The sequence below is a fragment of the Photorhabdus cinerea genome (assembly GCF_011189575.1).
Classification (GTDB): Bacteria; Pseudomonadota; Gammaproteobacteria; order Enterobacterales; family Enterobacteriaceae; genus Photorhabdus; species Photorhabdus cinerea.
Genome location: NZ_PUJW01000008.1, coordinates 173,020 through 186,469, shown reverse-complemented (window position 1 = coordinate 186,469; position 13,450 = coordinate 173,020). Strand labels below are relative to the sequence as shown.

The following is a 13,450-nucleotide window of genomic DNA, read 5'->3' as shown; positions in this document are numbered from 1 at the left end:
TCCAATACCTGGTTAATAAGGGCTCAATTCACTGAGCTTGCCTTATTATTCAGCTTCTACAAAGCTTTCTTCTGCCTGAACAGCCAGATCTTGAGAACGACCTTCACGAACAGTGGTAGCAACAGCACCCAGATACAGTTTTACTGCACGGATTGCGTCATCGTTACCAGGGATGATGAAATCAACACCATCTGGATCAGAGTTAGTATCAACGACAGCGAATACCGGAATACCCAGGTTGTTTGCTTCTTTGATAGCAATGTGTTCATGTTCAGCATCGATAACAAACAGAGCGTCAGGTAAACCACCCATATCCTTGATACCGCCCAGGCTGTTTTCTAACTTACCAAGTTCACGAGAACGAATTAACGCTTCTTTCTTGGTCAATTTGTCAAAAGTACCGTCCTGAGACTGTGCTTCTAAATCTTTTAAACGTTTAATGGACTGACGAACGGTTTTCCAGTTAGTCAACATACCGCCTAACCAACGGTGGTTAACGAAGTACTGATCACAGCTCTGAGCTGATTCTTTAACCGCTTCACTTGCAGCACGCTTGGTACCAACAAACAGGATTTTGCCTTTACGTGCAGCAATTTTATTCAGCTCAGCTAATGCGTCGTTGAACATTGGAACAGTTTTTTCCAGGTTGATGATATGCACTTTGTTACGAGCACCAAAGATGAATGGTTTCATTTTTGGGTTCCAGTAACGAGTCTGGTGACCGAAGTGAACGCCCGCTTGCAGCATATCGCGCATGGAAACAGTTGCCATTGTAAACCTCTGTAAAATATTAAGTTGGGGTTATGCCTCCACGAGCCCCATAACACCGACTCCTAACCGCATATTCTGCATGAGAGCACCCCGGTATATGTGCCGGCCCGTGTGTGTTATTTACACAGTGAGTATATTTAACGTCCCCGTGTTTTGCCTCAGTGACAAATACACAAAACGCCGGCGCGCTTTATATCATAAACCGGCCCAAGACACCAACTTTTGTTGTCATTTTTTGGTAGCTCAATGTGGTAATGAAAAGTGCCATTTATGGCGGATATTGTTAGTAAGTACCAGTAACGGGGAAAATATGGCAGCCAACTATTATTGGCAGATATTCTGTAGGCTGATACCATTGGTTCAACAATTTTTCCTCGTTAATAATCATACAACCAGCAGATTTGCTGGTTTTGAGTGGGCAAATTATTTCATGGCAATCTCAATTAAGACATCTGAAGATATTGAAAAAATGCGCGTCGCCGGTCGACTGGCGGCGGAAGTGCTAGAGATTATTGAACCTTACGTAAAACCTGGTGTAACAACTGGTGAATTGGATCGTATCTGTCACGAACACATTACCAATAAGCAACAGGCTGTCTCAGCTTGTCTTGGTTACCACGGTTTCCCAAAATCTGTTTGTATTTCTGTTAATGACGTCGTCTGTCATGGTATTCCAAGTGATGATAAGGCGCTGAAAGATGGCGACATCGTTAATATCGATGTGACTGTCATAAAAGAGGGCTTCCACGGCGATACCTCAAAAATGTTTATTGTCGGTAAACCGACCATTCAAGGTGAACGCCTGTGCCGAATCACTCAGGAAAGCCTCTATCTGGCATTGAAAATGGTGAAACCCGGTATCCGTCTGCGTACTCTTGGTAAAGCTATTCAACAATTTGTTGAAGCTAATGATTTCTCTGTGGTTCGTGAATATTGCGGTCACGGTATCGGTACAGTCTTCCATGAAGAGCCACAAGTACTGCACTATGACGCCGATGACGGCGGAGTTGTACTGCAAAAAGGCATGGCTTTCACTATTGAGCCAATGGTTAATATCGGTGACTACCGCATCCGTACCATGAAAGATGGTTGGACTGTAAAAACCAAAGACCGCAGCCTGTCCGCCCAATATGAGCACACAATTGTTGTTACTGACAACGGCTGTGAAATCATGACATTACGGAAAGAAGAAGAACCCGCTCTTTCCGCGATACTGACTAACGAATAATTAATCGCAAATTGTGAAGCCTTGCTAAAACCACACAAGGCTTCCAATCTCCACTGTAATCTCTCCTGTTCAACACAGCATTTTCTCAGTAATCTGGCTGCTATGATTCGCTTTCTCTCGGGTTCATATTTATGTCAGCAGATATCGCCGCAATTCAAGCGCCTATCCCGCCGTTTTCTCCCTCTGATTTCTCCAGTGAAGACTTTCACTACCCAGTGTTAAAACAACACCTCGAAGAATTTCAGCTTTGGCTAGAACATGCTTTTAAAGCGGGCATTTCCGCAGAAGCGTTGATTTACACCCGTAGTGATTACATAGACCAATTGCTGCGACAATTATGGCATACCTATGGATTTGATAAAATTTCATCACTTTCATTGATTGCCGTCGGTGGATATGGCCGACGAGAACTACATCCGCTATCTGATATTGATTTGTTGATACTCAGTGAACAACCACTTACACAACATCAAGCACAAAATGTCGGGCAATTTATCGCCTTACTGTGGGATATACGACTGGAAGTAGGTCATAGTGTCCGTACACTCGAAGAGTGTTTACTTGAAGGGTTGTCAGATCTGACTGTTGCGACGAATTTAATTGAATCACGTTTAATCTGTGGCAATTTACCTATTTTTCTCTGCTTACAGCGATACACATTTAGTGAGGGTTTTTGGCCTTCTACTGAATTTTTTGATGCCAAAATTGCCGAACAACATGAACGCCACCATCGCTATCACAGTACCAGTTATAATCTGGAACCTGATATCAAAAGCAGCCCCGGAGGATTGCGGGATATTCATACTTTGCTATGGGTTGCTCGCCGTCACTTTGGTGCGACCTCAATGGATGAAATGGTCGATTTTGGCTTCCTGACAGATGAAGAACGTAATGAATTGAATGAGTGTCAAAGTTTCCTCTGGCGTATCCGTTTTGCCCTTCATTTGGTCGTTAATCGTTATGATAATCGCCTGTTATTTGATCGCCAGTTCAGTATTGCTCAGTTACTAGGCTACCATGGAGAACGTAATCAACCGGTAGAGCGGATGATGAAAGATTTCTACCGGATGACACGCCGTGTCAGCGAACTCAACAATATGCTACTGCAACTCTTTGATGAAGCTATTCTGGCACTGGAACCCAATGAAAAACCTCGCCCCCTGAATAATGAATTTCAGTTACGCGGACAATTGATTGATCTGGTTGATGAAACTCTGTTTATCAAAGAACCCGCAGCGATTATGCGAATGTTTTATTGCATGGCAGAACATGTAGAAGTTCAAGGCATCTATTCGACTACACTTCGTCAGCTCCGTTATGCTCGCCGTAATCTGAATCAGCCATTGTGTGAATTACCCGAAGCCCGTCAAATCTTCGTGGATATCCTGCGCCACCCCAGGGCGGTTGAAAGCGCATTTGTACCCATGCACCGCCACAGCGTTCTCGGTGCTTATACACCACTTTGGGGCAATATTGTCGGCCAAATGCAGTTTGACCTGTTTCACGCATATACCGTCGATGAACATACAATCCGTGTGCTGAAAAAGCTGGAAAGTTTCGCCGACGAGAATAACCGAGCTATTCATCCACTCTGTGTCGAGCTATACCCTCGTCTACCTCAACCTGAGATTTTACGCCTTGCCGCGCTGTTTCACGATATCGCCAAAGGGCGTAATGGCGATCATTCCGAACTTGGCGCTGAAGACGCGCTGACATTCTCACTGCAACATGGGCTTAACTCTCGGGAAGCTGATTTGGTGACCTGGTTGGTTCGTTATCATTTATTAATGTCAGTCACTGCTCAACGGCGAGATATCCAAGATCCGGAAATCATCAAGCAGTTTGCCTATGAGATATTAAATGAAACTCGGTTACGTTACCTGATTTGCCTGACAGTCGCTGATATCTGCGCAACCAACACTAGCCTATGGAATAGTTGGAAGCAGAGCCTGTTACGGGAACTCTATTTCTCTACGGAGAACCAATTGCGTCAGGGAATGCAAAATACGCCAGACTTGAGGGAACGTATCCGTCATCATCGCTTTCAAGCACTTGCTCTGCTGCGCCAGGATAATATCAATGAACAGAGACTTCATCAGCTCTGGAGCCGCTGTCATGCAGATTATTTTCTGCGCCATACACCCAAACAACTCGCATGGCATGCTCGTCATTTGGTGAAACATGATTCTCAAGAACCGCTGATCCTGATAAGTACCAAACCAACCCGTGGCGGTACTGAGATTTTTATCTGGAGCCCGGATCGCCCCTCCCTGTTTGCGGCGGTTGTCAGCGAACTGGACAGGCGCAATCTCAGCGTTCACAACGCTCAAATATTTACCAATCGTGATGATATGACAATGGATACTTTGGTGGTACTAGAACCTAATGGTCATCCTTTAGCATTGGATCGTCACGAAATAATCCGCAACGCACTTTTGCTGGTCGTTCTGGGCCCATATTCCAAAACACCAAAAGCCCGAAGATTGCCAACTAAACTGCGTCATTTCAACGTACCAACAAAGGTGAACTTTCTGCCCACTCATAATGAGCGGAGAACCTATATGGAACTGTTCGCACTCGATCAACCGGGCTTGTTGGCCAAAGTGGGCAATATTTTTACCGAAATGGGCGTTTCACTGCACGGTGCGCACATCACCACTATTGGCGAACGTGTTGAAGATTTTTTTGTGCTGGCAGATAAAGACCATAAGGCATTAAATAAAAAAGTTAGAGAAGAATTGTCAGAAAGGTTGACAGAAACCCTGAATCCAAAGGATAAAATGTAACTGAATACAAGCCCATGATTCGGCTGATAACTAAGGAACCAGATGCAATGCAGCAATTAAAATCCATTATCGAAAGTGCTTTTGAAAACCGCGCAGCTATTACTCCAGCGACAGTAAACAGTGAAACACGTGATGCTGTTACTCAGGTCATAAACCTGTTGGATAGTGGAAAACTGCGTGTTGCAGAGAAAATTGACGGTCAATGGGTCACACACCAATGGCTGAAAATGGCTGTACTGCTCTCTTTCCGCATTAATGAAAACCAGATTATAGAGGGTGCTGAAAGCCGTTATTTCGATAAAGTTCCGATGAAATTCTCTGATTATGATCAGGAGAGATTTGAAAAAGAGGGCTTTCGCGTTGTTCCTCCTGCGGCAGCACGCCAGGGAGCCTTTATTGCCCGTAACTGTGTATTGATGCCTTCTTATGTCAACATCGGCGCTTATGTTGATGAAGGAACGATGGTAGATACTTGGGCAACGGTTGGTTCCTGTGCCCAAATTGGTAAAAACGTCCATTTATCCGGTGGCGTTGGTATTGGAGGCGTATTGGAGCCATTGCAAGCTAACCCAACCATTATTGAAGATAACTGTTTTATCGGTGCCCGTTCTGAAATTGTAGAAGGTGTCATTGTCGAAGAAGGTTCTGTAATTTCAATGGGCGTCTATATCGGCCAAAGCACCAAAATCTATGATCGTGAAACAGGCGAGATCCATTATGGCCGCGTCCCTGCTGGCTCTGTTGTTGTCTCTGGCAACCTTCCATCAAAAGATGGCAGTTACAGCCTGTATTGTGCTGTCATTGTAAAAAAAGTAGATGCCAAAACACGAGGAAAAGTGGGCATTAATGAACTCTTAAGAACGATAGATTAAACTTCAAAATAGCGGATAATAAATCCGCTATTTTTTTGCTTTGTATCATCTTTACCGAACTCAGTTAGTGTTATTAATATAAGTAGTTTGAATGCGGGCAACGTGCGCAACCCGGAACGTACACATAAGTACGTAAGGCATTTGGACACGACCCACATTCAAAATGACGTATAAGATAACCTACTGGGAAAAATATCCTTAAGGTGGCGCCATGTACGATAACTTAAAGAGTCTGGGAATCACATATCCCGAAGAAATTGACCGCTATAGTCTGCGTCAAGAAGCTAACAACGACATTCTGAAAATCTATTTTCGCAAAGATAAAGGTGAATTCTTTGCCAAAAGCGTGAAATTCAAATATCCGCGTCAACGTAAAACGGTTGCTTCAGACCATGCAGAACAAGGATACAAAGAGATTAACGAGATCAATACTAACTTGCGTTATGTGATTGAAGAGCTGGATCAGATTTGCAAACGTGACCAAGCAGAAGTCGATTTGAAACACAAAATCCTTGATGATCTGCGTCACCTTGAACACGTTGTTGCCAATAAAATTGCCGAGATTGAAGCCGATCTGGAAAAACTGACCCGTAAATAGGTGACAGTTTATATAACTATAACCGCTTATATCCTCCTGTCTGGTATAAGCGGTGTATTAAGAGCCAAAATTACTAAACTAATTCGCCCCACCGCTTAATCCAAGGCTGAGCAAAAATTTCCGGTTCTGCTTCTTCTACTGCATCCACCAGAAGAATTTCACCGATTCTTATCGCGCCTTGCTCTTGTAGCAGTCCATCAAAAGTACGACCGCCACCACAAAAATTCTCGTAACTACCATCACCCAAAGCGATAACGCCATAACGTAATTCTGGCTGATAACCTAATTCATCTCGCAAAGCGCAATAAAGTGTCTGAATATTATCGGGCAAATCCCCTTGCCCAGTCGTTGAAGTGATAACTAAAATCACGTGATTAAGATAGGAGTGCCACTGTTCCAGTTCCCCTTCTTCAAATACTTCTATCTCATGACCTTGTTGTTCAAGGATTTGCTGTGCTTCTTCTGCAACTGCCAGGGCATTACCATAAACAGTACCAACAAAAATACCAATTTTCGCCATAGCTTCTGATCTCTTTTTAAAGGAACTATTAGTTATCCTCGCTGGCAACAACAGAAAACTCAACCCTTGCCAAATCAGGGATAATTACCTTACCAACTAAGCCGTCGCACTAAATATTGCCATTATTAAGTTCAATCTGTCATGTAAACAATATCTCATTAGCACTAATGACTAACGATATATCTGCCAGACTAATTACAGGCAGTTGTACTGATCAATGGCGGTGGTTATTCTACATAAAACGGTAACAGGTAATCATCAAACGCATTGTTATCTGTGACAACTCTTATGGAACAGCCAAAATGCAACAACATTAAACTCAGTTATTTATCCAATAATAATTTAATGTTAACATTACTTCTTGTAACAACTTTGTTTGATAATATTTTCATTAACATGGAAGAGTGCCACATACTCTATTTCAATAAAAATAATAGCCAAATGAGATTAATATAACAATGTAGGTAAGCAATAAATATAATGAGATCAATCACCATGTTTAATAATAGAGCCATCGTGCTTAGTGTGTTATTAAGTGCCGCAAATATTACCGGCTCATCGGGTCTGATGACTTGGGTAGATGATGTACTTAAAGATGGAGGTATGATTTTAAATGCCTACATTCCTGTTTTTTCCTATTTATTTGGGTTATCTCTGGGATGTATGACCATATCCTTTCTTATTCGAAAAATGAATATTGTTTTTTTTAAAAGAAATATTTTTGGATTATTCTTATTATTAGCAACTATAAACTGCATTCTCTTTTCAAGAGAAATAACGCTTATTCCAGTTTGGCTGGATGCTCTGCATAGAATATTATGGGGAGTAATAAGTGGATTTATTGTCATAATGGGAAGAAATATTCTTATAACCGAAGGAAATGAAAAGAAAACAAATAAGGATTTTTCTATTTTAAGCCTAGCGTTATTAAGCCTGCCATTTTTAACCCCAGTCATTTTCTCTCTCTTCGGCTTAAACTCCCGTACATCAGCAGACTTTTTTGCTGCTTTTATTTATTCCATTGCTTCAATCATCTATTTCACTGGCTTTAAAAGCCATAATTTAAAAAACAACAATTTAAAAAAACAACAATACGATACTAAAGACTCTGTAAAAACAACCAATAAATTAGTTGTTTCCTTTGCCTTTTTCAGTTTGGTTATAATAAATGTTTATTTTTTCCTATCCTTAATGATTATGCCAGCAATGCGAACAAAATACTTTGAACATATTAATATGATTCAAATGTATATCATATTGCTGATTATATGGCTCCCCTGTGCAATTGGGATCATGAAAATCATAAAGTCTGCACTTTTAACAAAAAGAATCATAGTAGGTAATATCATTCAATTATTTTCTCTCGGATTCTGTTTACTTGGCATTATGATAAATTCTGGCATACTCTATTTGCTATTCACAATTATGGTATTTTTAGCTAACACAATTATGCAACCTGTTTTTTTCTCTTATCTTGGGTTATATTCAAAAAATTCTCTTTATACTTTGGGTATGCAATCAGGGGTTTATGTATTTATTACTATGATCATTCTCTTTTATACTATTTATTTAGGTGTTGGCCTTGAAGAAATCATTGCTGGATTTACAATATTATTAATTTCTTCAATAATTATTTCGACTGTTTTTCTTTCAAGAATAAATTCAAAAAAACAACAAAGTTAACCAGTAAAAATTAATAAACCCATACATTATCAACCTTTGTTAACAATATATGAACCTTGCCTTTATCGCTTAATTACCTTAATTAAGCGATAAAGGCAACGGATATTATTTTAAGATATCCTAATCTATAAAGTTTTCTACCTTACTCGCTTCATTATATTCCAAATCAGGAATAATGCCTTGCCAGCCAAATTGTTGTATTAAATGCTGCCATGACGCATCCCATTTTGCCGTAAGCGATAATTTCTCCCCCGTAACAGGGTGATCCAACTCAAGATGACTAGCATGAAGCATCAACCGATTGGTTTGATAATGGGCGGCGACACCTCTGTTTTGCCGTAAATCACCATGGGTCGTATCACCAATAATTGGATGACGAATATGTGCCATATGGCGCCTTAATTGGTGTTTTCGGCCTGTTTTCGGTGTCAACTCCAATAAACTAAAACGGGATGTAGGATAACGGCCTATTTCCACCGGACATTCTACTGTTGCCAATGGTCGGTAATAAGTTACACAGGGCTGAGCTTCTTTATCACCATCTGCAAATTTATCCGCGATCTTATCCAATTCCTCAACCAGAGCGTAATCAATAATAGCTGATTCCAACACATAACCACGCACAACAGCATGATAAGTTTTTTGTAACTGATGATGTTCAAACTGTTGGGAAAGCTGGCGGGCAACATCACTGGAAAGCGCCATCAGCAATACGCCTGATGTTGGTCTATCCAGACGGTGTACCGGGAAAACATGCTGACCAATCTGATCACGCAATGTCTGCATAACAAAAACAGTTTCGTGACGCGCCAACCAACTACGATGAACTAACCAACCAGCCGGCTTATTAACCGCCACAATATGATCATCCTGATATAATACTTCCAACATATCAGGCATTATCCTGAATAAATAAACAATCCAACGCACGAAGATACTCAAGCAGTTGCTGATAGCGGCCAGTGGTATCTTCTTTATAGGATTCCTCAAAATAAGGGGCGATAGCGAATGCCGTAGGTAACGCCAAACTCTGCTCCAATAACGCATACATTCTCGGAATTAATACCCACTGCAACCACTCTGCCGCCAGCATCGTATCAATTGAAAATGGTTCAACACTTTCAAAAGCTTCCGCTTTAGGTGGGTGATCCTGCCACAGATCAATTTCCCTCATAGCTTGTTCAATTAATTGTAACGTATGCAGAATTTGTTTTTCAGTACTCATATTTTCAGCCTAATTAATAAGTATTTGCCCAAAGCAGCAAAACTGATAAGAATACCACTGATAACCCTTAAGCTGTAAATTTGCTTTTTCCATCAAACATAAAGAGAAGGGAGCGAACAAGCGCTCCCTTTAAATTGATTATATAGCAATCCCGCTAATCGTTTGCTCCCTGCTCATTCCCTGACAAATTGTCCTTTAATGGTTATCCTTTACCCATCATTTTTATATATATTGCATACGATCCAGTTATGCATTGTGCCAGTCATGCTGACCATCATCACCTAATCTATCCCTGAGAAATTGTACGCAGAGACTCCTTTTCCTGCTGAGGACAGAATGAATTAATTCGATTTACGACACAAGCCATATAAGTGGAACCATTAAGCCAGTGAAATGGGATAAAATCTGTAATTATTTATAGGCTATTGAAATAAAATAAAAATAATAAACCAATGTGAAACTCACCGAAGTAAACATTGATATCTCTTACATGAAGTGTAAGAGATATCTCACAAATGCTAAGTTAAAACTCCAAGCCTAACAAATGAAGACAGGCTTAATTGCCCCAAGAAACCCAATTAAATCGGTAAACAACAGAGTTCTCTTATCACTACCAAATTGCTCCAGGATCACTTCGCCAGTCAAATTGCACAGAGAAATAATACTCATATCTGAATCCACGGTTGCAATAAATGCTGTTGGTGACAATTTTAGCCGCTTCTGTGTCACCAGATGCCCTATCAGGTTTTCCTGTAAACGGATAAAGTCCTCCTCGCTCCAGACCTGAATCAAACTAAGCTGTTGACCTTCAAACATTGCCGTCATATCACCAGCTAATTGAGAGGTATAAAAATCATGAATTGCTGGTTGCAATTGGATATCCAATGCAACTTCAACTTTATTCAGCTTATCTTCCGAAGGAAAAGGCTGCGGAAGCCAATAAACAATGTCATCACCAGTATGGGTAATACAAGGTGATGGCACACCATAAAGTTCACTGCTGGCAGGTGAAGCTCCTGTTTCCTTTTGCCACAAATCAACATAACAACGGGTAAAATCAGCCAACGCCTCTGTAACATTAGAAATCATATTATTTTCAACCGGTAACTGTTGGGGTGTACTTAATGTTTTAATATACAGGATGGTATCTTCCCCGCTAAATCCACTTTGTGTAGGACGCGATATCTCTCAAGCTCCTCTGGATATCTCGGCGAATAATGGAATAAAACAGTTCACTGACAGCAATGATATTGGATAGCTTTGACGCCATTTTCGCAAACAAACAAATAAAATTCTGATAAAACCTCGTAGCTTGATAAACTTGAGCAATGACAACTATTACTGATATCAGATTTTGAGGAATAACATGCCATTATATCAGGATCACCAAGCTCTTGGGAAACTTACATTAGGTAAAACCACTTCATATCATGACCAATACAACGCCAACTTGCTGCAAGCAATACCCCGCAGTATGAACCGTGAACCCCTGAACATTTTTCCTGACCATTTGCCATTTCACGGAGCTGATATCTGGACACTATATGAACTATCATGGCTGAATAGTCGTGGTCTGCCGCAAGTTGCTGTCGGGCATGTCAGCCTGAATGCAGCAAGTAAAAACCTGATTGAGTCTAAAAGTTTTAAACTCTATCTGAACAGCTTTAACCAAACCCGTTTTGAAAGCTGGCAAGCCGTTGAAGAAACATTGCAGCGTGATCTCGCCGCTTGTGCTGATGGTTATGTAGAAGTGACACTTCATCATTTAAATCATTTCAATAACCAACCGATTTCCGCTTTCACCGGTGAATGTATTGATAATCAAGATATTGACATTACTGAATATAATTTCAAGCGTGATTACCTGCAAGGTGCAGCACAAGGCCCTCTGGTGGAGGAAGTTTTGGTTAGCCATCTACTGAAATCCAACTGTCTGATTACTCACCAACCTGACTGGGGATCTGTCCAGATTCACTATAAAGGAGCAAAAATTAACCAAGAAGCGTTACTACGTTATCTGGTATCATTTCGGCATCATAATGAATTTCATGAGCAATGTGTTGAACGTATTTTCAATGACTTACAACAGCTATGCGCTCCAGAAAAGCTTTCGGTCTATGCCCGCTATACCCGTCGCGGAGGATTAGATATCAACCCATGGCGCACAAATAGTACCGACTTTGCACCAAAAACAGGCAGACTGGCACGCCAGTAAATAGACTTTTCGGAGTGCAGTCGGTGAAAAATCAAGCTGAATAGGAAATGTGATAGATTTAGCAAAAACCGTCGTAAATCCTCGTCCAGTACGGACGGGAGCAGTTATTTAACGATATTGAGGTGAAACCCATACACGATATAAGGAGTCATTCTTGATTACACATATCAACCCACTCGGTTCAATGGATTTATTATCTCAACTTGAAGTAGATATGCTGAAGAGTACCGCAAAAAGCGATCTTTATCGCTTATTCCGGAACTGTTCACTCGCTGTACTCAATTCTGGTAGCCAAACCGATAATAGTAAGGAACTCCTTTCTAAATACACAGATTTTGATATTAACGTATTGCGCCGTGAGCGTGGAGTAAAACTGGAATTGGTGAATCCACCAGAAGAAGCATTTGTTGATGGGAAAATTATCCATTTACTACAAGCTAATTTGTTCGCAGTGCTTCGGGATATCTTGTTTGTTCATACTCAGATTACCGATTCAAGAAAACAGCATCATCCCAGTTTGGAAGATAGTGCCTATATTACCAACACCATATTCTCTATTCTGCGTAACGCCAGAGCGTTACATACCGATGAAGACCCCAATATGATTGTCTGTTGGGGAGGCCACTCAGTTACTAAACAAGAGTATCAATACAGCCGTAAAGTCGGTCATCAGCTTGGACTGCGAGGGCTCAATATCTGTACCGGCTGCGGCCCTGGGGCAATGGAAGCACCAATGAAAGGTGCAGCCGTAGGCCATGCACAACAGAATTATAAAGATAGTCGTTTTATCGGTATCACCGAGCCATCGATCATTGCTGCTGAGCCACCTAACCCATTAGTGAACGAACTGATTATCATGCCGGATATAGAAAAACGTCTGGAAACTTTCGTTCGTATTGCTCACGGTATCATTATTTTCCCAGGAGGCGTCGGCACAACAGAAGAATTATTCTATCTGTTGGGTATTCTGATGGACCCGGAAAATCAGCAACAGATATTGCCATTGATTCTTACCGGCCCGAAAGAGAGCGCTGATTATTTCCGGGTCTTGGATGAGTTTATTGTTCATACATTGGGAAAAGAGGCACGACGCTACTATCACACCATTATTGATGACGCTCCTGAAGTTGCCCGGATAATGAAAGAAGCCATGCCATTAGTCAAAGATAACCGTCACAGTACCGGTGATGCATACAGTTTTAATTGGTCAATAAAGATCAACCATGATTTACAACAACCGTTTGCACCCTCTCATGAAAACATGACTAATCTTAATCTCTATCCTGATCAGTCTCCTGACAAACTGGTAGCTACACTACGCCGTGCTTTTTCTGGGATTGTTGCCGGCAATGTGAAAGAGATTGGTATTCAAGCGATTGAAAAACATGGCCCATTCAAAATCCACGGTGATGCTGAGATAATGCGCTATATGGATAAGCTGCTAACCGACTTTGTAGAACAGCACCGTATGAAACTACCAGGTGGCACTGCTTACGAGCCTTGCTACGAAATTACCCGATAAAATGACCCAACAAAAAAAGATCTCTGCTCC

At 41.2% G+C, this 13,450-nt stretch carries 12 protein-coding genes; 7 read left to right on the top strand and 5 right to left on the bottom strand.

Annotated features, from left to right (window positions below; all coding sequences use genetic code 11):
- Positions 1–45: 45 nt before the first annotated feature.
- Positions 46–771, bottom strand: a complete 726-nt coding sequence (gene rpsB, locus C5469_RS09915) for a 30S ribosomal protein S2 (RefSeq protein ID WP_054479466.1) — start codon at positions 769–771, stop codon at positions 46–48.
- 430 nt (positions 772–1,201) lie between these two features.
- Here rpsB and map point away from each other — a divergent pair, with 430 nt between their 5' ends.
- The 4 genes from map (at position 1,202) to C5469_RS09895 (ending at position 6,255) form a co-directional block, all read left to right on the top strand.
- Positions 1,202–1,999: a type I methionyl aminopeptidase gene (gene map, locus C5469_RS09910; protein ID WP_149616103.1), complete on the top strand. Its 798-nt coding sequence runs from the start codon at positions 1,202–1,204 to the stop codon at positions 1,997–1,999.
- A gap of 131 nt (positions 2,000–2,130) precedes the next feature.
- On the top strand, positions 2,131–4,785 hold the full coding sequence (gene glnD / locus C5469_RS09905; protein ID WP_166305552.1) for a bifunctional uridylyltransferase/uridylyl-removing protein GlnD: 2,655 nt from the start codon (positions 2,131–2,133) through the stop codon (positions 4,783–4,785).
- A 47-nt stretch (positions 4,786–4,832) separates the two neighbouring features.
- On the top strand, positions 4,833–5,657 hold the full coding sequence (gene dapD, locus C5469_RS09900) for a 2,3,4,5-tetrahydropyridine-2,6-dicarboxylate N-succinyltransferase (RefSeq protein ID WP_166305549.1): 825 nt from the start codon (positions 4,833–4,835) through the stop codon (positions 5,655–5,657).
- Between the two features lie 211 nt (positions 5,658–5,868).
- On the top strand, positions 5,869–6,255 hold the full coding sequence (locus C5469_RS09895) for a DUF3461 family protein (protein WP_054479472.1): 387 nt from the start codon (positions 5,869–5,871) through the stop codon (positions 6,253–6,255).
- A gap of 73 nt (positions 6,256–6,328) precedes the next feature.
- Here C5469_RS09895 and C5469_RS09890 read toward each other — a convergent pair whose 3' ends face one another.
- Complete coding sequence (locus tag C5469_RS09890; RefSeq protein ID WP_166305546.1) at positions 6,329–6,775, bottom strand: flavodoxin; 447 nt, start codon at positions 6,773–6,775, stop codon at positions 6,329–6,331.
- A 495-nt stretch (positions 6,776–7,270) separates the two neighbouring features.
- Between C5469_RS09890 and C5469_RS09885 the strand changes: the two genes are divergently transcribed.
- Positions 7,271–8,458 carry a hypothetical protein gene (locus C5469_RS09885; protein WP_166305543.1) on the top strand — a complete coding sequence of 396 codons (1,188 nt, stop codon included), beginning with the start codon at positions 7,271–7,273 and terminating at the stop codon, positions 8,456–8,458.
- 120 nt (positions 8,459–8,578) lie between these two features.
- On the opposite strand, the gene truC is transcribed toward C5469_RS09885, so the two are convergent.
- The 3 genes from truC to syd all read right to left on the bottom strand — a co-directional run bounded on the left by truC (position 8,579) and on the right by syd (position 10,772).
- Positions 8,579–9,349, bottom strand: coding sequence for a tRNA pseudouridine(65) synthase TruC (gene truC, locus C5469_RS09880; protein WP_166305540.1), 771 nt, complete (start codon positions 9,347–9,349; stop codon positions 8,579–8,581).
- A gap of 1 nt (position 9,350) precedes the next feature.
- Positions 9,351–9,683 carry a YqcC family protein gene (locus C5469_RS09875; RefSeq protein ID WP_166305537.1) on the bottom strand — a complete coding sequence of 111 codons (333 nt, stop codon included), beginning with the start codon at positions 9,681–9,683 and terminating at the stop codon, positions 9,351–9,353.
- A gap of 537 nt (positions 9,684–10,220) precedes the next feature.
- On the bottom strand, positions 10,221–10,772 hold the full coding sequence (syd, locus tag C5469_RS09870) for a SecY-interacting protein (protein ID WP_166305534.1): 552 nt from the start codon (positions 10,770–10,772) through the stop codon (positions 10,221–10,223).
- Positions 10,773–11,049: 277 nt separating this feature from the next.
- Between syd and queF the strand changes: the two genes are divergently transcribed.
- Together queF and ppnN are read left to right on the top strand one after the other, a co-directional pair.
- Positions 11,050–11,898, top strand: coding sequence for an NADPH-dependent 7-cyano-7-deazaguanine reductase QueF (gene queF / locus C5469_RS09865; protein ID WP_166305531.1), 849 nt, complete (start codon positions 11,050–11,052; stop codon positions 11,896–11,898).
- 154 nt (positions 11,899–12,052) lie between these two features.
- A complete protein-coding gene (gene ppnN, locus C5469_RS09860) occupies positions 12,053–13,420 on the top strand; it encodes a nucleotide 5'-monophosphate nucleosidase PpnN (RefSeq protein WP_166305528.1) in 1,368 nt (455 codons plus the stop codon).
- Positions 13,421–13,450: the final 30 nt, after the last annotated feature.